Source organism: Paenibacillus sp. J22P51 (assembly GCF_059692215.1).
In genome coordinates, this window is sequence record NZ_JCAUAZ010000026.1 from 38,980 (window position 1) to 59,662 (window position 20,683).

The following is a 20,683-nucleotide window of genomic DNA, read 5'->3' on the forward strand; positions in this document are numbered from 1 at the left end:
TTTATCTTTCAAGATCGCAAACAGTAGGAGCATTAGCATTTCTTATCTATGAATAAGAAATGCCTTCGTAGACGCTACGAAGGCATGATGTGTTCACTTTTTCCTTGCGTACAAAGAAATCGTTATATATATCATAACACCTCGGTAGGAAATTAAGCTCATCGGCACCTACTGTCTACGGTTTGCATATTCATTTTTAGGACCTTTGATAGAGTATCATGCCCAGTAACCGAAGTCAACTGGAAGCTTTTACTTTATCTGAAGGATGACAGGTTCACACGTACGCTTGGACCCATTGTGGACGATACAGCAATGTTCTTCAGGTAAACACCTTTAGCCGCTGCTGGTTTCGCACGAACAAGTGCATCAACCAATGCTTTGAAGTTTTCGTTCAACTTGTCTGCATCGAAAGATACTTTACCAAGTGGAGCATGGATTTGGCCTGCTTTGTCAAGACGGTATTCGATTTTACCAGCTTTGATCTCTTGAACAGCTTTGGTAACGTCGAAAGTAACTGTTCCTGCTTTAGGGTTCGGCATTAGACCTTTACCCCCGAGGATACGACCCAGTTTACCAACTTCGCTCATCATGTCTGGAGTAGCTACGCAAACATCGAATTCGAACCAACCTTGTTGAATTTTGTTGATCATGTCTGCATCACCAACAAAATCTGCACCAGCTGCTTCAGCCTCTTTTGCTTTCTCGCCTTTTGCAAATACGAGAACGCGTTTTGTTTTACCAGTACCGTGTGGAAGTACAACTACACCACGAACAGCCTGATCTTGTTTTCTTGGGTCTACACCCAGACGAACTGCAACATCTACAGTTTCATCGAATTTAGCAGGAGCCGTTTTCTTAACAAGCTCGATTGCTTCTGATGGATCGTACAAAGTTTCAGCATCTACAAGCTGAGCTACTTCGCGGTATTTTTTACCGTGTTTAGGCATAATATTTATCCTCCTTAGTGGTATTAGCGGATAATCCTCCCACCGAGCGACTTCCATGATTTCGTAGAAAACACTTCTGTAAGCTGCGAGCTTACACAGTCGCATTCCTTGCGGAATTAATCTTCGATGACGATTCCCATGCTGCGAGCAGTACCTTCAACCATACGCATTGCAGCCTCAACGGATGCAGCATTTAGGTCGGGCATTTTTTGTTCAGCGATTTCGCGAACTTTAGCGCGTTTCACAGTTGCAACTTTCTTTTTGTTTGGTTCACCGGATCCTTTTGCGATACCAGCAACGACGCGAAGAAGAACTGCAGCCGGAGGCGTTTTAGTGATGAATGTAAAGGAACGGTCTTCGAAAACTGTGATTTCAACTGGAATGATTAGACCAACTTGATCAGCAGTACGAGCGTTAAACTCTTTACAGAAAGCCATGATGTTCACACCTGCTTGACCCAATGCTGGACCGATCGGTGGTGCTGGATTTGCTTTCGCAGCTTGAACTTGAAGCTTCACGATTTTAATAACCTTTTTTGCCATGATAGACACCTCCTTGCAGTAATATAGGAGCTTTGACGAATCAAAGTCTCACTATTCAGAAATCTAAGCGATCCCACTAACGTAGGTCTATCCCAAGGAATAGACCTGGTAGAACCTTTTGGTTGTCATGTTTAGAGCTTCTCTACTTGATCGAAATCAAGTTCGAGCGGTGTTTCTCTTCCAAACATGTTGACATGTACCTTCAGTTTACCCTTATCGGCAATAATCTCTTCAACAGAGCCAACAAAGTTTGCAAATGGACCCACCTTGACGCGTACGGTTTCTTTGAGTTCGAAGTCGATTACTTCCTTCGGCTCTTCCATTCCCATATGCTTCAGAATCGATTCAACTTCCTCAGGTAATAATGCAGTTGGTTTAGAGCCAGATCCTGTAGAACCTACGAATCCAGTTACTCCTGGCGTATTACGTACTACGTACCACGAGTCATCGGTTTGAATCATTTCCACGAGGACATACCCTGGGTAAACTTTACGCATGACGACTTTTTTCTTGCCGTCTTTGTTCACCAGTTCTTCTTCCATAGGCACAAGCACACGGAAGATCTTGTCCGTCATTTCCATAGACTCAACGCGCTTCTCTAAGTTGGCTTTCACTTTGTTCTCATACCCTGAATAGGTATGTACGACGTACCATCTTTTTTCCATGAATAAATTCACCTATAGTCCTGTTTATTTAAAAACAAGGCGCAGCAACTCAGAAATTCCTAGATCCAGCACAAAAAAATAAATAGCAACAAAAGTTACTGTACCTATAACGACGAGCGTATAAGTAGTCATCTCTTTGCGACTTGGCCACTTGACCTTTTTGAGTTCTGACCAACTATCGGTGAAGAAGGAAAAAGTGGATCCGAAGCTTTGTCTCATTCTAGCCAAGAACGCCACAAACTACACCTCCAAAGAACTACCTAGTCTCGCGATGAGCAGTATGTTCATTGCAAAATTTGCAATATTTCTTCAACTCAATACGGTCGGGATTGTTGCGCTTATTTTTAGTGGATGCATAGTTTCTTTGTTTGCAATTTGTGCACGCTAATGTGATGATGACCCGCATGATGTACACCTCCTACAGACACTTTCTAATTAAAGCCCTTCTAAGCGCATCAAAAAGAAAGCGACTTTTAGGGCTACCTGAAACACTTTATCACAACTGCCCCTCGAGTGTCAAGGTAGAAGTCTCACAAATGCAAGAGTATCACCAGTATAGGCTGAGTCGAGGGTTACTAAACATACTAACAAAGAAAAACACCCGTACAGCTCCAGCGGCACGGGCATTTCTACAAATCTCTGACTTCTAAATACCGCTCAAGCTTCCGCTTGACACGTTGGAGAGCATTGTCAATTGACTTTACATGGCGATCGAGATCCACTGCAATTTCTTGATAGGATCTGCCATCAAGATAGAGCATAAGCACTCTACGCTCTAAGTCACTCAAAATCTCTCCCATTTTATCTTCAAGTCCCGTAAACTCTTCTTGATTAATTACAAGCTCTTCAGGGTCCGTGACCCTGGAACCGCTAATGACATCAAGCAGCGTACGATCAGAATCTTCATCATAGATGGGCTTATCCAGTGACACGTAGGAATTAAGAGGTATATGCTTTTGACGAGTTGCTGTCTTAATCGCCGTGATGATCTGCCGCGTGATACACAGTTCAGCAAAGGCTTTGAATGAAGCAAGCTTGTCTCCTCGGAAGTCGCGGATAGATTTATATAAACCTATCATACCCTCCTGCACAATATCTTCTCGGTCTGCACCTATCAAAAAATAAGAACGTGCTTTGGCACGAACAAAATTCTTATACTTGTTGATAAGATATTCCAAAGCTTCGCTACTGCCTTCACGGACTGCTTCGACAATGTCTTCATCTGGCTTGAGGTCATAATCATACATTCTCAGTTCTTTGAGGTCGACACTCACCAACAATCCCTCCGGCCTGCAAGACTACCCAGATTTCACTATAAAAGTTAGGTTAAGTATACATGATGAAATCTCACACCGTCAACGGGGAACCCCACCATTTCTAGCATTTGGAGGATTTACTCTCCTCTTCGCCATCGTTCAAACTTCGCTTTCATCTCTTCACTCAGCTTGCTTTCGAATGGATTGCGTTTAGTTGTCGTCTCTGGAACAATGCGTTCGCGAACCTCTTTACGATTCTGTTTAATTTTCACTAACAATTCTTTCGCAGGCAAGCGAAGCGCTCCCTTGCCAAATATGACATGCTGCTCTATCATATCCGACGTCGCTACGAAAATTTCCTTGCGCCTTCCCATCAGATTCGTGACCAATCGTTCGATTCGCTCATCTGCGGTTTCCTTCTCTTTGGTATATAGCACGGCCAACTTATTCTGAACATACTTCTTTCCAAGCCCTGGTACCATGTAAGCATCGAAAACAAGATAGACTTTCATACCCGAAAAGGATTGAAACTCCGCAAGCATGTGGATGAGCCCGTCACGAGCGCCCTCAAGGTCAGTATCCTTTAATTTACTTAGTTCAGGCCAAGCGCCGATAATATTGTAGCCATCTACAATTAGGATCTGTTCCATCCCATTTAACTCTTATTGCGCTGTCTGACCACTTCATACATCAATACACCCGCGGCAACGGAGGCATTCAACGAGTTAACGTGTCCAGCCATCGGCAGCTTAACTAAGAAGTCGCATCTTTCTTTAATGAGTCGGCCAACACCTTTACCCTCGTTCCCAATGACTAGGGCAATCGGAATTGTAAAGTTGGCTTTATATACATCCTGAGCAGCAGATACATCCGTACCTGCGACCCATACGCCTTGTTCCTTCAATTGCTCAATCGTTTGGGCAATGTTAGTTACACGCGCTACGGGCACATATTCTACCGCGCCAGCCGAGGTTTTCGAAACCGTTGCTGTGAGCCCAACGGATCGTCGTTTCGGAATGATCACGCCATGAACACCCGTGCAATCTGCTGTACGCAGAATGGAGCCTAGGTTATGCGGATCTTCGATTTCATCGAGAATCAAAATAAATGGCTCTTGCCCCATCGCTTTCGCTTTGGCCAAAATATCTTCAACTTCTACATAGGCATAGGCAGCCACTTGTGCTACAACGCCTTGGTGCTGAAGACCTTCTGCCATTTGATCTAGCTTACGCTTGTCCGTAAATTGGACAATAATACCTAGATTCTTGGCTTCTGCCACAATCGGGCCCGCGAATTGCTTCTGCGCACCCTCCGCAATCCAAATTTTATTAATCGTCCGTCCTGCACGAAGCGCCTCCAAAACGGAGTGCTTCCCGCCGATAATGTCTTCATCCATCCTAATTCCTCCTAAAGGTTCTTGCGAATGCCTGTCTTATTTCAGTCTAACTTCTGCTTCTGATCATGCGTGATCGCGAAGTCTAGAATCTCTTTCAATCGCTCAAAGGATTGCTTGTAATATAAATATCCGATTAAGCACTCAAACGCGGTGCTGTGCCGGTATTCCAGCACATCCGCGTTTTTGGCCGTCGTCCCTGACTTGGCATTTCGTCCACGCTTCACGATGTCTACTTCTTCTTCCGTTAACCTCGGCATCAAGGCTGTCAACAATTTGGACTGCGCTTTGGCAGAGACATAGCCCGTTGAAGCCTTATGCAAATGGTTAGGGCGATGGTTCGCCCCCGAGATAACATATTGCCGGATGTAGACTTCATAAACAGCATCCCCTATATATGCCAACACGAGTGGATTTAATAGATGTGGACTTTTCGATGGCGGGAACATAAATAAGTTAGCAGCATCATAGTTCATTTCGGTCATTTGCGGCGCCAGCGTATACCTTGTGGTGTATCTTCAAGGAATATCCCTTTCTCCGTAAGCAAATCACGAATTTCATCCGCGCGCGCCCAATTCTTCGATTTCCGCGACTCCGTACGTTCAATGATCAACTGCTCAATCTCTTCATCCAGCAATTCATCTGCTTGTTGTGATAGAATTCCGAGTGTGGCATCGAACGCTTCCAGTTGCTCCATGTACAGCTTTAGTACATCTGCATGTACCCGCTCCTGTTGCAAGTACAAGTTAGCTTCCGCAACAAGATCGAATACCGCGGTAATCGCATCCGGCGTATTGAAATCATCATTCATTTTGTCCACGAATTGTTTCGAAATCACCTGAAGCTTATCGGTTATTCCCGCTTCAATCTCACCTGTTGCAGATGCTGTAGCCAGACGGTGCTTCATATTGTCGTAAGCATTCTGAATCCGATCCAGCGCGTTCGCTGCTTGCTTCAAGCTCTCATCACTGAAATTAAGCGGATTCCGATAATGAGCAGATAACATGAAGAAACGGAATACTTGCGGTTTAATTTGTTTAACTAGATCACGGATCAGAATACCATTTCCGAGCGATTTCGACATTTTCTCGTTGTCGATATTCAGGAACGCATTGTGCAGCCAATAATTGGCCATTGGTTGACCCGTTACCGCCTCTGTTTGGGCAATCTCACACTCATGGTGTGGGAACGTTAAATCTTGCCCGCCCCCGTGAATATCAATCGTTTCGCCCAAATATTTGCGCACCATGGCGGAGCACTCAATATGCCAGCCTGGTCGACCTTGGCCCCAAGGGCTATCCCAATAAATCTCACCTGACTTCGCAGCTTTCCATAGGACAAAGTCTTGCGGATTCTCTTTGCGGTCGTCTACTTCGACACGAATTCCATATTGAAGCTCTTCTAAGTTTTGATTGGAAAGCTTCCCATACTCAGTAAATTTAGAAGTTCGGTAGTATACATCACCGCGAGCTTCGTAAGCAAAATCCTTCTCAACGAGCGCAGCAATGAAATCGATAATTTCTTGCATATTCTCCGTTACCCGCGGGTTCAAAGTGGCTTCATGAACACCTAAGGATTGGATATCTTCTAAGAAAGCCGCGATAAACGTTTCAGCTAGCTCTGGAACAGAAACCGCCATCTCCTCGGCTTTTCGAATCATTTTATCATCCACATCGGTAAAGTTTGTGATATAAGCTACTTCATATTGCTGCGATTCCAAATAACGACGAACGACGTCGAAAAATATAACAGGCCGGCCATTGCCAATATGAATGTAGTTATATACCGTTGGGCCACAAACATACATTTTCACTTTACCAGGCTCAATCGGAACAAATTCTTCCTTCTTGCGAGTCATTGTATTATATACCTTGAGTGTCATGTTCTCCTCAGTTCTCCATTCTTCTTCCGCTCTTCTTCAAGTTGGTATTTCAATTCATTAATTTGATTCTGTAATTCTTGGAAAATATCGACGATCGGATCCGGCAAATTGCCATGATCCAACCGATTCACACGGACGCCGTCTCGTTTCACAAGCTTTGCAGGAATTGTAACGACTGTGCTATTAGATGGAACCTCCTGAATAACAACGGCATTGGACCCAATTCGTGAGTTTTCGCCTACTAGGAAGGATCCGAGAATTTTGGCACCAGAACCAATAACTACATTATTGCCAATTGTTGGGTGTCTCTTACCTTTCTCTTTTCCTGTTCCACCCAAAGTTACCCCTTGATACAGAATGACATCATCTCCGATCTCACAGGTTTCCCCAATGACAACGCCCATGCCGTGATCAATAAACAGCCTTTTGCCAATCGTTGCACCTGGATGAATTTCGATCCCTGTCATGAACCGGCTAATTTGAGAAACGATGCGCGCCAAGGTATACAACCTTCTTGTATAAAACCAATGTCCAATTCGATGCGACCAAATCGCATGAAGTCCCGAATACGTAAAAACAACCTCAAACCAACTGCGTGCTGCTGGGTCGTTATCGAATACGGCGGATATATCTGATTTGATCGTTGACCACATATGCTCACCTACTTGCCTAGAATGATATTGGTATGAAATAAAAAAAGCCCCTGCAGCCCTAAGGCTGCAGAGGCGTGGTTATCGCGGTTCCACTCTGCTTGGTGACTCGGAAGTCTCCCAACTCAAACCCGTAACGTGGGCGTTCCGGCTGCGCCTACCCTACTCGGTGAGTATTCGGCGCGGCTGCTCCCAGGTGCATTTCTGATTACAAGGATTGGATAACTCACAGCCAAAGCCTCACGGCCTTGATTATCCTCTCTGACAAATCCTCACTTAACCATACTCTCCTGATCATGGCATTTCGTATTTCATTGAGTTAAGTATATCGAAAAGAATCCTGCTTTACAATAAGCTCTGTAGACGTGAAACGACTTTTTCTTTTCCAAGCAGGAAAAGGGACACATTCAGATCTGGTCCATGGACTTGACCTGTCAATGCAGAGCGCACAGACATGAACAGCTGCTTCCCTTTGAAGCCTGTTTCCTTCTGAACAGCTTTAAGCAGTGCAGGCATGGCTTCGACAGTGAAAGCCTCCGCTTGCTGGACTTGAGCCAAGAAGCTCGACAACACGACAGGCACATGCTCTTCTTTCAATACGGCAGATGCTTCCTCGTCAATGACCAGCTCCTCTTTGAAGAAGAGGCTCGACAACTCCACGATCTCAGCCGCGAAGCGCATTCTTTCTTGATTGAGGCCGACAAGCGCCTCTACCCATTCTTGCGTTGCTGTATCCAAGTCCCCCTGGATATATCCAGCTTTGCGCAAATGCGGAAGACAAAGGTCTACGACGCGGGAGAGCGGAGCCTTTTTCAAATAAGCGTTGTTCATCCAATTCAATTTATCCATATCAAACACAGCCGGGCTCTTGGATACACGATCCAGATCAAACTGTGCGATCAGTTCATCCTTCGTGAACATCTCTTCTTCCCCGCCAGGCGACCAACCTAGCAGCGCAATAAAGTTCAGTACTGCTTCTGGTAGATAGCCAAGCTCTTTGTACTGCTCGATAAACTGGATAATGGACTCATCACGTTTGCTCATCTTCTTGCGGTCTGGATTCAAAATCAAGGCTAGATGCGCAAAGTCTGGAATTGGCATATCCAGCGCTTCGTACATCAGAATTTGTCTAGGTGTATTAGACAGATGCTCTTCCCCACGGATAACCAAGTTGATTTTCATCAAATGATCGTCAACAATCACCGCGAAATTATACGTCGGAATGCCATCGGCACGCGCAATAATGAAATCGCCAATCCCGTTGGAGTCGAACTCCACGTGCTCGCGAACCTTATCCTCGAAGCCGATGATCCGGTCTGCAGGAACACGGAAACGAGTAGAAGGCACACGGCCTTCCGCTTGATACTTGGCAACTTGCTCAGGCGTCAAGTTACGGCATTTGCCGGAGTAGCCGCCCATTTCCCCGCTAGCCTCTTGCTCAGCGCGCTCTTGCTCCAGATCCGCCTCTGAGCAATAGCATCCATAGGCGTGACCGCTTTGCAAAAGCTTATCTAAGTAGGATTTGTAAATATCGAGCCTCTCCATCTGACGGTAAGGACCGTAAGGGCCTCCAATATCTACACTCTCATCCCACTCTAAACCAAGCCATCTCAAACCGTTCAATTGGTCTTCGACACCTGACTCTTTATGACGGGTTTGATCCGTATCTTCAAAGCGCACAACAAATGCGCCGCCGTTCTTGCGAGCTAACAAATAATCAAACAGTGCCGTACGGGCACCGCCAATATGTAAATGTCCAGTCGGACTAGGTGCATAACGCACGCGTAAAGGCTGATTCATCGATGTATCCCCTTTTCATTCCATTCAATAATACCTGCTATTTTAGCACATCTCGAATTAAACAAACAACCGATTGTGCGGCAATTCCCTCACCACGACCCGTAAATCCAAGCTGTTCCGTCGTTGTCGCTTTCACGTTTACTTGATCTTGCTCTGCTTCTAACGCATCAGCGATAATTTCAACCATTTGCGGAATATAAGGCAGCATCTTCGGCTTCTGGGCGATGATTGTGGAATCCGCATTCCCCAATTTATAGCCCTTCTCTTTCGCTAATTGCCATACTCGTTTCAACAAGACTAGGCTATCCGCATCTTTATACTCAGCAGCTGTATCCGGGAAGTGCTTCCCGATATCGCCAAGACCTAGTGCGCCTAAGATGGCGTCACTAATGGCGTGCAGCAGCACATCCGCATCGGAATGGCCGAGCAACCCTTTTTCATAGGGAATGGTTACTCCTCCAATTATACACTTACGGCCTTCTACCAATTGATGAACATCGAATCCATTACCTACTCGTATCATTCCCATGTCTCTCCCCTTACGTTATGTAAAATCCATTCTGCCCAAGGTAAATCTTCAGGGGTCGTTATTTTGATATTATAATAGTCCCCTTCTACCACATGCACCGCAGCACCCAAGCGCTCCACTAAACTCGCGTCATCCGTCCCCATGAACCCGTCATGTTGGGCCTTCTCATGCGCCTCCCGTAGGAGAGAAAGACGAAAAGCCTGCGGCGTTTGGATGGCCCACAAGCTTCGTCTATCCGGTGTTGATTGAATGCGCTTATCCGCTGCATCCACAACCTTAATTGTATCCTTGACAGGAACGGCCAGGACAGCTGCCCCTACTTCTTGTGCCTTAACAAGACACTCGAACATATGTTCCTTTTTCACGAAAGGGCGAACACCGTCATGCACAAGCACCCATTCTGTGTCCTCTTGCAAGGCATGGAGACCACGTCTAACGGAATCTTGACGCTCCGCGCCTCCTGCTAGCACACTCGTTACCTTCGTAAGCGCATAGCTCGTGATATAGCCGTTACAGCGATTCACATCATCTGCACCCACAACGAGAATAATTTCATCCACTTCATGTATGTTTTGAAATAATTGCAAGGTATGTACCAGAATTGGCTTCTGTCCCAGTTGCAGGTATTGTTTGCTTTCTGCTGTACCCATGCGCGAGCCCTTGCCCGCTGCCACGATGATAACCCCTAGCTTCCCCATAAGTCCTCCAACTTGGCGCTTTCCAAACGAAAGCTTTCTTCGTAAGCATAGGCCTTGAAAGAGCTATGTTACATCTCCTTATCATACTGGTTTTACTGTGCTTTTTCCAATAGTTTTGGTTTCGCGAAAATCATTCGGCCAGCAGACGTCTGAAGCACACTTGTAACCATTACTTCCAGCGTCATACCGATGAAATCACGTCCACCTTCGACTACGATCATGGTACCATCATCGAGATAAGCGACACCTTGTCCATGTTCCTTGCCATCTTTAATGACTTGAACAATAATTTCCTCTCCCGGTAGGACAACTGGTTTCACCGCATTGGCAAGATCGTTGATGTTGAGCACGGACACACCTTGCAGTTCACACACTTTATTAAGGTTAAAATCGTTCGTAATCACTTTCCCTTGAAGCACTTTGGCTAAGCGAACCAACTTGCTGTCCACTTCGGCAATTTCCTCGAAATCCCCTTCATAAATAAGGACTTTGACTTCAAGCTCTTTTTGAATTTTGTTCAAAATGTCCAGACCACGACGACCACGGTTTCGTTTCAGTAAATCTGACGAATCTGCTATATGCTGCAGCTCCTCCAGTACGAACTCTGGAATAACTAAGGTTCCCTCGATAAAACCAGTCTTACAAATATCTGCGATCCGGCCATCAATAATGACGCTCGTATCCAGAATCTTATGCTCTTCGTACGGACGATGCGTTTGCTTCTCCGGACCACCAGAACGGCTCTTCGCTAATACTTGAACGAGTTCCTCCCGTTTGCTGTAGCCAATACGGAAGCCCATAACTCCCAATACGGCCGAAACGAGGAACGGTAAAAATGGACCCGCCCACTTGGCTTGTTCTAGCACTGGGAATAGCATCACGGAAACCAACAACCCAATCACGAGACCTAATGTACCGGAAAGCAAGTCCGACACGGGAATATCCGTGACATTGCGTTCTCCTCTCATCAGCAGCTCCATACCAACATTAGCTACCCACGCTGAAACCAAAAACATTCCTACTGCACATAAACTATTAATCCAAAATACTTGTCCAGCTTGACTTGTTACATCTGTTGTTCGAAGGAACTCATCGCTCCACCTATAACCTAAACTGCCACCCATGATGGCTAAAATGATTTGTATCCATTTTTTCATCACAGATTCACCTCCTGTATCACTTTTTTTGAGCCTTATTACAATTATGTTCCAATTTATGCAACGTTAATCACTTCTTTAGTCAGAAAATTGAAATATTAGAGGGCATCCATTATAATGAAATGGAAGTTACCAACCTACCCGAGGTGGATGGAATGAGCTCCTTGACTTTAAAGCAGTTTCAAGATCAAGTGTCAGAATTGTTACTCCGTCACCGTAGTCTGCTTGATGTCTTATCCAAATTTCAACAGTCAGGCGCTGCTGCCAACCGTTCCGTGGTGAAATCCATTACTGAATGTGGATGTATTCAGGTTCATGCAGCCAAGCAAGAGTATCATCCAGAGATGACCTTGGATGAAGCTAAGGATGTTCTTCGCACCCATGTATCTGGGCACTTATGTGAACAATGCATTGAGGTCGTTAGTAGCGAACTAGGCAGGAATCTTTTCTACATGTCTGCGCTAAGCAACATTCTAGATATTAATTTGGAGCAAGTCGTCGAGAACGAATCAAAGAAATGTACAACACTAGGCCTATTCAACATGTCATGATGATGAAAACAAAAAAAAGCATTTATTTTCTTCCTGAGGGTTCAGGAGAAAATAAATGCTTTTTATTTTCGAACAACGTGCTTAGACGTCAGATTTCACTGAATTGCTGTCGTCTACGCCACGTCTTTTGTTCTTTCTGCGAAGATTACGAAGACGGATGAAGTACCCATCAACGTTTTTTTTTAGGCCGTAAAGAGCGTACATCAGAAGTGGTACGAAAATCATTTTGGAAATGGATTCAGGCCATTTGATTGCAATCAAAATAGCTACTGCAACGATAATTGGCGTGATCCAAATCGCCGCTTTGGGGATGCCGGCTTTTTTGAAATTCGGATATTTCACTGTGCTGACCATTAAGTATGACAATAGAACTGTACTTACAAGAAGTACATAGACGTTAATATCGTTCACGAATAAAGCTAATGTACAAAGAACACCGCCTGCTGCTGGAATCGGTAAACCGATGAAATAGCCAGGCGTACCGGCAACAACATTGAATCTGGCTAACCGCAGCGCTCCACAGATCGGGAAGATCGCTGTTACAATCCAAGCAAAAGCTGGACTAATGACGGTAGGGTCATTGAATGCAACTACATACATGATAAAAGCAGGAGCGACACCGAAAGAAATAACATCGGATAAGGAGTCTAATTCTTTACCGAACTCACTTTGAGCGTTCAACGCTCTTGCAACACGTCCATCGAGTCCATCCAGCAGCATTGCGACAATGACAAGTACAGCAGCGATGCCATGTTCTCCACTAAAGGCTAGGATAATCGATAATACGCCTAGGAATAAGTTCCCTACTGTAAAGAGACTGGGAATTGATTTTGTTAACATATGTTTTTGTCCACCTCTGGATTTACTATACCCTAAACTTGACTTCATGAAACCTCAACAATGATACTTTATGATTGTATCCACTTTAAATATGTCTGTCAATGAACACTTGTTCCTGAATTCTTTTGAGACCTTCCTTAATGGCGCGGGCTCTCACTTCTCCGATTCCGTCAACTTCATCCAATTCCTCGATCGTCGCCATCATCATGTGTGGCAAGTAGCCAAACTTCTCCACAAGATTACCAATAATGATCGATGGTAACCGCGGGATTTTGCCTAAAATGCGGAAGCCACGTGGGGATACAGGCTCTTCAGCAATCGAATTGGTATGAGAATACCCAAGCAACCGGATGATTTGCTGGGGCTCTAGCAGCTCATCAGATGACAGACGCTTCAAACCAGCCTGCATCTCCTTAACTTTTTCCTCGGATAATTCCCTTACATAATCTTTTACGAGCAAACGTGCTTCAAGTTCCGCATTCCCAACAAGTTCTTCTAATTGCATGCTAATTAATCGTCCTTCATTGCCTAGTTCGTTAATATAACGATTAATCTCGGCTTTGATACGCAAAACCATTTCAAACCTAGCAATGACGTTGGTAATATCATGAAGGGTAACTAGCTCCTCAAATTCGGATGCACTAAGGTTCGTTAGGGACTGGTCCAAAACAACCTTGTATCTCTCCAGCGTCTGGATCGCTTGATTCGCTTTGGTCAGAATGACGCCGATATCTTTCAGCGCATACCTTAAATTACCTTGATAGAGAGTAATTACATTCCGCCTTTGTGAAATGGAAACGACTAATTTATTTGTTTGCTTCGCAACACGCTCCGCAGTACGATGTCTAATTCCCGTTTCCGATGAGGAAATCGATGAATCTGGAATTAGCTGCGTGTTCGCATAAAGGATACGTTTGATATCCTCGCTAAGGATAATCGCACCATCCATTTTGGCAAGCTCATACAAATAATTGGGCGAAAAGTCGCAATTTATTGAGAAACCGCCATCCACGATTTCAGTTACCTCTGAACTGAATCCTACTACGATCAGGCCACCTGTTTTGGCGCGTAAGACATTCTCCAATCCATCACGAAATGGCGTGCCAGGCGCTACCAACTGGAGCAATTGGCTCATCACATCTCGTTTCGTCTCTTCTTTACTCATCATTTTCCTCCTGAAGGCTTGTAGCTTGCAGAACCACGTTAACCAAGCGCTGCTTTCAATGCCTCTGCCACCGTGTTTACGCCAATAATCTCCATCCCTTTCGGGTGTGTCCACCCCTTCAAGCTTTTCTCCGGCATAATTACTCTACGGAAACCAAGCTTCTCTGCTTCCTTCACACGTTGATCAATCCGAGATACGCCGCGGACTTCACCTGTTAAGCCGATCTCACCAAACACGACATCAAAGGGCTGGGTAGGTTGATCCCGGAAGCTGGATGCGATACTAATGGCAATCGCCAGATCCACTGCTGGTTCATCCAGCTTGATTCCACCAGCCACGTTGAGGTAGGCATCTTGATTTTGTAAAAACATGCCCATCCGCTTCTCTAATACCGCGATAATTAAAGACAGACGATTGTGATCGACACCAGTCGCCATTCTTCTCGGAGATGGAAAGTTCGTCGAAGACACTAACGCTTGAATCTCCACCAGTACCGGACGCGTTCCCTCCATGCTAGCAACAACGGCTGAACCAGCCACGCCAAGCGGTCTCTCCGAGAGAAACAGTTCAGATGGATTGTTGACTTCGACTAGACCAACTTCTTGCATTTCAAAGATACCGATTTCATTCGTTGAGCCAAAACGGTTCTTCACAGCTCTAAGCACACGATAGGAGTGATGCCGTTCCCCTTCAAAGTAGAGTACACAATCGACCATATGCTCCAACATTCTAGGCCCCGCTATTGCCCCTTCCTTCGTCACATGCCCGACAAGGACCGTTGCAATTCCCTTACCCTTAGCTATTCTCATAAAATGCCCTGTGCATTCTCGAACCTGCGATACGGTTCCTGGCGCCGAAGTAATCGCTGGGTGAAATACCGTTTGGATCGAGTCGATCACGAGAAAATCAGGATTCGTTTCCTGTATAGCTTCCTCAATAAGTTCTAGGTTCGTCTCACATAATACGTATAGCAGCGGAGATGAAGCATTTAAGCGATCAGCACGAAGCTTCGTCTGCTTGATGGATTCTTCTCCTGATATATAAAGGACTTTTTGCTGGGCTTGTGTGAGTTCGAAGGACGTTTGCAGAAGCAAGGTTGATTTCCCGATACCAGGATCTCCACCAACGAGGATGAGTGACCCAGGGACAATACCTCCGCCTAGGACACGATTTAATTCTTTGTTGCTAGTGACAACCCTGGGTTCAGAGCTGCTTTCTATATGTATGATGGGGATCGCTTTTTCTTTCGTTTTGGGGATAGAAGATGTCATACCTTGCGTACGAACAACTGTTTCAATTTCTTCCACCATCGTATTCCAAGACTGACAACCTGGGCATTTGCCCATCCATTTCGGTGAATCATAGCCGCATTCTTGACAGCTAAATTTGGTTTTTTGTTTACTCATAGAAGAAGCTGCTCCTTAACATGGGGATATCCTTTTTGGCTATCCTTACCAATAAAGTTTACCATTTTTATGTTTCTCATGAAAGTGCCGAAAGAAATAAAAAGCATCTCACTCCACCCTCATCGGATGAAGTGAAATGCTTCTTCACTTTCTCTTACTTCGCTAATGTAACACCTTCGCCCTTCAGGACAATTAACTCGCCTTCATTCTCATCAATGGTCAGTGAATCACCTTTGGAAATATTGCCTCGCAGCAATTCTTCTGACAGGCGATCTTCAATATGCTTCTGAATCGCTCTTCGTAATGGACGAGCACCATAGGTTGGATCAAAGCCTTCCTTAGCCAGGAACATTTTCGCCTTATCCGTTAACAAGAAATCTACTTCTTGCTCTTTCAGACGCTTGCGAAGATCATCGGCCATCAAGCTGACAATTTGTGCAATGTGCGCTTCATCCAAAGAATGGAACACGATGATTTCATCGATCCGGTTAAGGAACTCAGGACGGAAGCTTTTCTTCAACTCGCCCATAACCTTATCTTTCATATTCGTATAGTCTCTTCCAGCATCCAGTGAAGCAGTAAAGCCAAGCGAGGAGTTTTTCTTAATCATGTCCGCGCCAACGTTGGAAGTCATAATGATAAGTGTGTTACGGAAATCAACGGTACGACCTTTGGAATCCGTTAAACGACCATCCTCTAACACTTGCAGAAGGATATTGAATACTTCCGGATGTGCCTTCTCGATTTCATCGAGGAGGACGACGGAGTAAGGTTTGCGGCGAACTTTCTCGGTTAGCTGACCGCCTTCTTCATAACCCACATACCCTGGAGGCGCTCCTACTAAACGGGAAGTCGAATGCTTCTCCATATATTCGGACATATCGATACGAACAACGGCGTTATCATCTCCGAACAGAGATTCCGCTAGTGCGCGTGCAAGCTCGGTTTTACCAACACCCGTTGGTCCAAGGAAAATAAATGAACCCATCGGACGCTTCGGATCTTTCAATCCAGCTCTTGCGCGGCGGATCGCACGACTCACAGCTTTAACCGCTTCTTCTTGTCCAATGACTCGCTCATGAAGGATATCCTCCATCTTGAGCAAGCGATCTGTCTCTTCCTCAGCAAGCTTACTTACCGGGATCCCCGTCCAGCTTGCGACGATTTGTGCGATATCATCTGGCGTAACTTCCGTATCCAGACGACCTTGTTTCTCTTTCCACTCGTTCTTTGTAGAGTCTAGTTCTTCGCGAAGTTTTTGCTCCGTATCACGAAGCCCTGCCGCTTTCTCAAACTCTTGGCTTTGAACCGCAGCGTCTTTCTCTTTACGGATGTTTTCTAGCTTACTTTCAAGCTGTTTCAAGGATGGCGGCGTCGTGTATGAGCGCAATCTAACCTTGGAACTCGCTTCGTCGATCAAGTCGATAGCTTTGTCCGGTAAGAAACGATCTGTGATGTAACGATCCGATAGCTTTACAGCCTCCTGAATCGCAGCATCTGTAATTTTCACACGGTGATGTGCTTCATAACGATCACGCAATCCATACAAGATTTGAACGGCTTCTTCAGGTGATGGTTGGTCTACCGTAATAGGCTGGAAACGACGCTCAAGCGCAGCATCTTTTTCAATGTATTTGCGGTACTCATCCAGCGTTGTAGCTCCAATACATTGCAACTCGCCTCTAGCAAGTGCCGGCTTCAGGATGTTAGAAGCGTCAATCGCACCTTCCGCTCCCCCAGCACCAATCAAGGTGTGAAGCTCATCAATGAACAAGACGATATTGCCAGCTTGGCGAATTTCATCCATGATCTTTTTGAGACGATCCTCGAATTCACCGCGATACTTCGTCCCTGCAACAACAGAGCCCATATCGAGGGTCATTACGCGTTTATCTTTCAACGTTTCCGGAATTTCATTGTTAATGATTTTTTGTGCAAGGCCTTCAGCGATTGCTGTTTTACCAACCCCTGGTTCACCAATCAGCACAGGATTGTTTTTGGTTCTACGGCTCAACACTTGAATCACACGCTCAATCTCTTTGCTACGGCCGATTACAGGGTCCAAATGCCCTTCTTTGGCATAAGCAGTCAAATCTCTTGCCAGACCATCCAATGTAGGCGTGTTCACATTTGGATTCGTACCATGACTAGGTGACACTGTTTCACTGCTGCCCAGAAGCTGCAGAACCTGCTGACGTGCTTTGTTCAAGGAAACCCCAAGGTTATTAAGGACTCTTGCAGCTACGCCCTCACCCTCACGAATCAGTCCGAGCAAAATATGTTCAGTCCCCACATAGGTGTGACCTAATTTTCTCGCTTCATCCATCGAAAGTTCAATCACTTTCTTAGCTCTAGGGGTATACGCGATGTTCGTAGGTTGTTCCTGCCCTCTGCCAATTAGAGATTCGACTTCATCTTGAATTTTCTCAAGACCTAAGCCGAGCGCAACGAGTGCTTTAGCAGCAATGCCTTCACCTTCACGAATAAGTCCTAGTAAAATGTGCTCTGTTCCAATATTGTTATGTCCTAATCGAACAGCCTCCTCTTGAGCAAGAGAAAGCACCTTCTGCGCACGTTCCGTAAATCTGCCAAACATCATAGCGAACACCTCCAAAAGTAGTATATCTATGGAATTCCTAAAGGATGAATCTTATGTTACCACATTAGAAAGTATAAGTTTTCGGTTCCCGAAAACATCTTTCTAATTGGCGATAAAACCTTCCTCTAAACGCGGTCGCTCATCTCTGAATGGCCTCGATAGAGGTTTTCTCACTTCTTGCTCATACCCTGCCAAATTTCTCGCGAATCAGTTCCGCCCGTCGCATGTCACGCTCTTCGGCATTCAGCTTCTCACCCGCATATTGCTGAAGAAAACCAGGCTGCGTCATGACCAACAATTCATTGAGAACATGAGAGGATACATTGTTGATGATACCAACGTCAATACCCAGTCGTACATCTGACAACCGCTGTGCCGCTTCCTTAGAGTCTATAATTCCAGCATAGGATAGAATACCAAGGGACCGATTCACACGGTCAATGATCCGCATTCTAGACTCTTGTAATAGCTTATGTCTGGCGGCACGTTCATGCTCTATAATTTGCCTGGCCACACTGTATAAATTATCAATAATCTCTTCTTCCGACTGACCTAACGTGATTTGATTAGAGATTTGGAATAGATTACCTAAAGCTTCGCTGCCTTCCCCATATAATCCTCTAACCGTCAACCCAACTTGTGTAACTGCGGATAAAATACGATTAATTTGCTGACTAAGCACTAGCGCGGGGAGGTGCATCATAACAGAAGCACGTATCCCTGTGCCGACATTGGTCGGACAGCTCGTTAGGTAGCCTCTTTTTTCATCGTACCCATAATCCATCTGTGTTTCAAAAATATCATCAATTTGATTAGCCAGATCCCAAACCTCTTTAATCTGGAAACCTGGACATAAACATTGTATGCGAAGATGATCCTCTTCATTGATCATGATACTAATCGATTCATTATCGCTTAAAATAACGGCACCATTCCTGGATTCGTTAGCTAAATTTGGACTAATTAAATGTTTCTCCACTAGCACCATTCGTTCGAGCTCATTAAGGTCAGCAAGTGGAATGAGCGAGAAGTTGCTTATTGTCTCCAACTCTTCATTCTCAAGAACACCAGATAACTGTTCCAGCACTTCCTGGGATTGTTGATTGGTTGCGAGCATGGGATATGGATAATCTCTCAGGTTACGAGCAATACGGATTCGACTGCTAATGACAATATCCGATTCTGGCCCTTCACCCTTCATCCATTCGCTCAAAGCATCTCCTGTAAACCGCTGTAATGTCACTGGATTCACACTCCCTTACAAACTTACATACCCGCAATTTTCTTCTCAATCTCACGAATCTGGTCACGTATCTGGGCAGCCTGCTCGAATTCTTCGCTCTCGATACAGGTCATCATATCTTTCTTCAAAAGATCGATTTCACGCTTGCTTTGAATGATACCACCACTGCGTTTGGGAACTTTACCTACATGAACGATATTCCCATGCACTCGCTTGAAAAGAGGGTCTAGTTTGACCGAAAAGCTTTGATAACAGGCCCCACAACCAAACCGACCTAATTTACTAAATTGCGAATACGTAAGACCGCAGTTATCACAGCGGATAGCTTGAGACTTTGCCGCGGACAATGGTTCAAAATCAAGTAAGCCTGATAGTAAATTGTGAATCGAAAAGCCGTTCGATGTTCCTGGAATCATCTCGCCCTTCTCGCGGGCACAATTCTCACAAATGTGGAACTCGTTCTTATCTCCATTCACGATCTTGGTGAAGTGAAGAGTCGCCGGTCGTTTCCCGCATTCCTGACAAACCATTCCATCTGCCTCCTTATCTGCTAAGCAAGGATATCAGCATTGCTTTAAGAATCTTGGCCCGAATTTCATCGCGCAGCGGCAGTTTAAAGGTCAATACATCTCTGGATATCGCCGCCCGAATCAGGTTAGCTTCTCTGGTGGAAATATAGTGCCCCTCTTGCAGTTGATAAATAAGCCCCTCTGAGGTGACTTGATCAATGTGGGTATGAATCGTACGGAAAATGTGATCCAAAATAGATCCATGACTCTTGAGCTCGATCTTCTGGATTCGAATATAGCCTCCGCCGCCGCGTTTGCTTTCCACCAAATAGCCTTTTTCCAAGGTGAACCTTGTACTAATGACATAATTGATTTGAGACGGTACGCATTGAAACTGGTCAGCCAAATCATTTCGCTGAATCTCGATGGCACCTTCCGTGCTTTGTTGCAGAACATGTTTTAAATACTGTTCAATAATTTCTGATACATTGCGCATCAATTCGGCCTCCCAGATTTCTAGAAGTAAATTGACTTTGACTTTCTTTGACCTTAACTAAATTATAATCATTTCCTTTCTTTTTGACAAGTACTGCTCCTAAAATGTCTCCCCCCACGGATCCGATCTCCTTATGTGAACCTTACTATTGTTGACCTTACCTACAGATTTATTCGAAATTCATTTAATAAAAGCTGATCTCCCTCCACACTGATCCTTCACCCATTCCTTCGCGGATACATGCAAAAAAAGCCTTACCTGGAATTCTCCAAGTAAGGCTCTTTCAGAGCTGAGAGACTTTTGGCTCCACCAAAAGATCCCTATGTAGTTTGGCAACGTTCTACTCTCCCAGAAC

23 protein-coding genes and 1 other annotated feature are annotated in these 20,683 nt (G+C 45.0%); of the genes, 1 reads left to right on the top strand and 22 read right to left on the bottom strand.

Features of this window, described 5'->3' with window-relative positions:
* Window positions 1-46: 46 nt before the first annotated feature.
* Window positions 47-199, bottom strand: a sequence feature (ribosomal protein L10 leader region).
* A 55-nt stretch (window positions 200-254) separates the two neighbouring features.
* From rplA to AC58QC_RS29595, 15 genes are all read right to left on the bottom strand, one after another.
* Complete coding sequence (gene rplA / locus AC58QC_RS29525; protein ID WP_057313460.1) at window positions 255-947, bottom strand: 50S ribosomal protein L1; 693 nt, start codon at window positions 945-947, stop codon at window positions 255-257.
* Between the two features lie 116 nt (window positions 948-1,063).
* On the bottom strand, window positions 1,064-1,489 hold the full coding sequence (rplK, locus tag AC58QC_RS29530) for a 50S ribosomal protein L11 (protein WP_497418550.1): 426 nt from the start codon (window positions 1,487-1,489) through the stop codon (window positions 1,064-1,066).
* A gap of 131 nt (window positions 1,490-1,620) precedes the next feature.
* Window positions 1,621-2,154: a transcription termination/antitermination protein NusG gene (nusG, locus tag AC58QC_RS29535; protein ID WP_028557509.1), complete on the bottom strand. Its 534-nt coding sequence runs from the start codon at window positions 2,152-2,154 to the stop codon at window positions 1,621-1,623.
* Window positions 2,155-2,178: 24 nt separating this feature from the next.
* Complete coding sequence (gene secE / locus AC58QC_RS29540) at window positions 2,179-2,391, bottom strand: preprotein translocase subunit SecE (protein WP_047683213.1); 213 nt, start codon at window positions 2,389-2,391, stop codon at window positions 2,179-2,181.
* A gap of 19 nt (window positions 2,392-2,410) precedes the next feature.
* Window positions 2,411-2,560 (bottom strand): 50S ribosomal protein L33, encoded by a 150-nt coding sequence (rpmG, locus tag AC58QC_RS29545; protein WP_079418041.1) that lies wholly within the window; start codon window positions 2,558-2,560, stop codon window positions 2,411-2,413.
* Window positions 2,561-2,783: 223 nt separating this feature from the next.
* A complete protein-coding gene (sigH, locus tag AC58QC_RS29550) occupies window positions 2,784-3,428 on the bottom strand; it encodes an RNA polymerase sporulation sigma factor SigH (protein ID WP_028557511.1) in 645 nt (214 codons plus the stop codon).
* 119 nt (window positions 3,429-3,547) lie between these two features.
* A complete protein-coding gene (locus AC58QC_RS29555) occupies window positions 3,548-4,060 on the bottom strand; it encodes an NYN domain-containing protein (RefSeq protein ID WP_497418551.1) in 513 nt (170 codons plus the stop codon).
* A gap of 5 nt (window positions 4,061-4,065) precedes the next feature.
* A complete protein-coding gene (rlmB, locus tag AC58QC_RS29560) occupies window positions 4,066-4,806 on the bottom strand; it encodes a 23S rRNA (guanosine(2251)-2'-O)-methyltransferase RlmB (protein WP_497418552.1) in 741 nt (246 codons plus the stop codon).
* 41 nt (window positions 4,807-4,847) lie between these two features.
* Window positions 4,848-5,288 carry a Mini-ribonuclease 3 gene (locus AC58QC_RS29565; RefSeq protein WP_497418553.1) on the bottom strand — a complete coding sequence of 147 codons (441 nt, stop codon included), beginning with the start codon at window positions 5,286-5,288 and terminating at the stop codon, window positions 4,848-4,850.
* Window positions 5,285-6,685, bottom strand: coding sequence for a cysteine--tRNA ligase (cysS, locus tag AC58QC_RS29570; protein ID WP_497418554.1), 1,401 nt, complete (start codon window positions 6,683-6,685; stop codon window positions 5,285-5,287). The genes AC58QC_RS29565 and cysS overlap by 4 nt, the downstream gene beginning before the upstream one ends.
* On the bottom strand, window positions 6,682-7,338 hold the full coding sequence (cysE, locus tag AC58QC_RS29575; RefSeq protein ID WP_497418555.1) for a serine O-acetyltransferase: 657 nt from the start codon (window positions 7,336-7,338) through the stop codon (window positions 6,682-6,684). Before cysE ends, cysS begins: the two co-directional genes overlap by 4 nt.
* A 342-nt stretch (window positions 7,339-7,680) precedes the next feature.
* Entirely contained in the window at window positions 7,681-9,135 is a 1,455-nt protein-coding gene (gene gltX / locus AC58QC_RS29580) for a glutamate--tRNA ligase (protein ID WP_497418556.1), read from the bottom strand.
* Window positions 9,136-9,172: 37 nt separating this feature from the next.
* Window positions 9,173-9,658 (bottom strand): 2-C-methyl-D-erythritol 2,4-cyclodiphosphate synthase, encoded by a 486-nt coding sequence (gene ispF / locus AC58QC_RS29585; RefSeq protein ID WP_497418563.1) that lies wholly within the window; start codon window positions 9,656-9,658, stop codon window positions 9,173-9,175.
* Complete coding sequence (ispD, locus tag AC58QC_RS29590) at window positions 9,655-10,362, bottom strand: 2-C-methyl-D-erythritol 4-phosphate cytidylyltransferase (RefSeq protein ID WP_497418557.1); 708 nt, start codon at window positions 10,360-10,362, stop codon at window positions 9,655-9,657. Before ispD ends, ispF begins: the two co-directional genes overlap by 4 nt.
* Window positions 10,363-10,454: 92 nt before the next feature.
* Window positions 10,455-11,522: a PIN/TRAM domain-containing protein gene (locus AC58QC_RS29595; protein WP_497418558.1), complete on the bottom strand. Its 1,068-nt coding sequence runs from the start codon at window positions 11,520-11,522 to the stop codon at window positions 10,455-10,457.
* 152 nt (window positions 11,523-11,674) lie between these two features.
* Here AC58QC_RS29595 and AC58QC_RS29600 point away from each other — a divergent pair, with 152 nt between their 5' ends.
* A complete protein-coding gene (locus tag AC58QC_RS29600) occupies window positions 11,675-12,070 on the top strand; it encodes a nucleoside triphosphate pyrophosphohydrolase family protein (RefSeq protein ID WP_065858819.1) in 396 nt (131 codons plus the stop codon).
* A gap of 81 nt (window positions 12,071-12,151) precedes the next feature.
* Here the strand turns inward: AC58QC_RS29600 and pssA are convergent, their stop codons facing one another.
* The 7 genes from pssA to AC58QC_RS29635 all read right to left on the bottom strand — a co-directional run bounded on the left by pssA (window position 12,152) and on the right by AC58QC_RS29635 (window position 20,328).
* Complete coding sequence (gene pssA / locus AC58QC_RS29605; protein ID WP_497418559.1) at window positions 12,152-12,910, bottom strand: CDP-diacylglycerol--serine O-phosphatidyltransferase; 759 nt, start codon at window positions 12,908-12,910, stop codon at window positions 12,152-12,154.
* 85 nt (window positions 12,911-12,995) lie between these two features.
* On the bottom strand, window positions 12,996-14,075 hold the full coding sequence (gene disA / locus AC58QC_RS29610) for a DNA integrity scanning diadenylate cyclase DisA (protein ID WP_497418560.1): 1,080 nt from the start codon (window positions 14,073-14,075) through the stop codon (window positions 12,996-12,998).
* Between the two features lie 38 nt (window positions 14,076-14,113).
* The gene (radA, locus tag AC58QC_RS29615; RefSeq protein WP_056618365.1) at window positions 14,114-15,481 is read right to left on the bottom strand and encodes a DNA repair protein RadA; all 1,368 of its coding nucleotides are present in this window, start codon (window positions 15,479-15,481) and stop codon (window positions 14,114-14,116) included.
* 154 nt (window positions 15,482-15,635) lie between these two features.
* Window positions 15,636-18,080, bottom strand: coding sequence for an ATP-dependent protease ATP-binding subunit ClpC (gene clpC, locus AC58QC_RS29620; protein ID WP_497418561.1), 2,445 nt, complete (start codon window positions 18,078-18,080; stop codon window positions 15,636-15,638).
* 181 nt (window positions 18,081-18,261) lie between these two features.
* The gene (mcsB, locus tag AC58QC_RS29625) at window positions 18,262-19,323 is read right to left on the bottom strand and encodes a protein-arginine kinase McsB (protein ID WP_497418562.1); all 1,062 of its coding nucleotides are present in this window, start codon (window positions 19,321-19,323) and stop codon (window positions 18,262-18,264) included.
* A gap of 23 nt (window positions 19,324-19,346) precedes the next feature.
* Entirely contained in the window at window positions 19,347-19,853 is a 507-nt protein-coding gene (gene mcsA / locus AC58QC_RS29630) for a protein-arginine kinase activator protein McsA (RefSeq protein WP_497272854.1), read from the bottom strand.
* Window positions 19,854-19,866: 13 nt separating this feature from the next.
* Window positions 19,867-20,328: a CtsR family transcriptional regulator gene (locus tag AC58QC_RS29635; protein ID WP_057313475.1), complete on the bottom strand. Its 462-nt coding sequence runs from the start codon at window positions 20,326-20,328 to the stop codon at window positions 19,867-19,869.
* Window positions 20,329-20,683: the final 355 nt, after the last annotated feature.

Bases quoted from the DNA above. Each gene is read 5' to 3' on its own strand.
- AC58QC_RS29565 (WP_497418553.1), bottom strand. From the start codon at position 5,288: ATGACCGAAATGAACTATGATGCTGCTAACTTATTTATGTTCCCGCCA.
- pssA (WP_497418559.1), bottom strand. From the start codon at position 12,910: ATGTTAACAAAATCAATTCCCAGTCTCTTTACAGTAGGGAACTTATTC.
- AC58QC_RS29600 (WP_065858819.1), top strand. From the start codon at position 11,675: ATGAGCTCCTTGACTTTAAAGCAGTTTCAAGATCAAGTGTCAGAATTG.
- ispF (WP_497418563.1), bottom strand. From the start codon at position 9,658: ATGATACGAGTAGGTAATGGATTCGATGTTCATCAATTGGTAGAAGGC.
- rlmB (WP_497418552.1), bottom strand. From the start codon at position 4,806: ATGGATGAAGACATTATCGGCGGGAAGCACTCCGTTTTGGAGGCGCTT.
- cysS (WP_497418554.1), bottom strand. From the start codon at position 6,685: ATGACACTCAAGGTATATAATACAATGACTCGCAAGAAGGAAGAATTT.
- rpmG (WP_079418041.1), bottom strand. From the start codon at position 2,560: ATGCGGGTCATCATCACATTAGCGTGCACAAATTGCAAACAAAGAAAC.
- ispD (WP_497418557.1), bottom strand. From the start codon at position 10,362: ATGGGGAAGCTAGGGGTTATCATCGTGGCAGCGGGCAAGGGCTCGCGC.
- radA (WP_056618365.1), bottom strand. From the start codon at position 15,481: ATGAGTAAACAAAAAACCAAATTTAGCTGTCAAGAATGCGGCTATGAT.
- nusG (WP_028557509.1), bottom strand. From the start codon at position 2,154: ATGGAAAAAAGATGGTACGTCGTACATACCTATTCAGGGTATGAGAAC.
- rplK (WP_497418550.1), bottom strand. From the start codon at position 1,489: ATGGCAAAAAAGGTTATTAAAATCGTGAAGCTTCAAGTTCAAGCTGCG.
- AC58QC_RS29635 (WP_057313475.1), bottom strand. From the start codon at position 20,328: ATGCGCAATGTATCAGAAATTATTGAACAGTATTTAAAACATGTTCTG.
- gltX (WP_497418556.1), bottom strand. From the start codon at position 9,135: ATGAATCAGCCTTTACGCGTGCGTTATGCACCTAGTCCGACTGGACAT.
- cysE (WP_497418555.1), bottom strand. From the start codon at position 7,338: ATGTGGTCAACGATCAAATCAGATATATCCGCCGTATTCGATAACGAC.
- disA (WP_497418560.1), bottom strand. From the start codon at position 14,075: ATGAGTAAAGAAGAGACGAAACGAGATGTGATGAGCCAATTGCTCCAG.
- mcsA (WP_497272854.1), bottom strand. From the start codon at position 19,853: ATGGTTTGTCAGGAATGCGGGAAACGACCGGCGACTCTTCACTTCACC.
- clpC (WP_497418561.1), bottom strand. From the start codon at position 18,080: ATGATGTTTGGCAGATTTACGGAACGTGCGCAGAAGGTGCTTTCTCTT.
- AC58QC_RS29555 (WP_497418551.1), bottom strand. From the start codon at position 4,060: ATGGAACAGATCCTAATTGTAGATGGCTACAATATTATCGGCGCTTGG.
- rplA (WP_057313460.1), bottom strand. From the start codon at position 947: ATGCCTAAACACGGTAAAAAATACCGCGAAGTAGCTCAGCTTGTAGAT.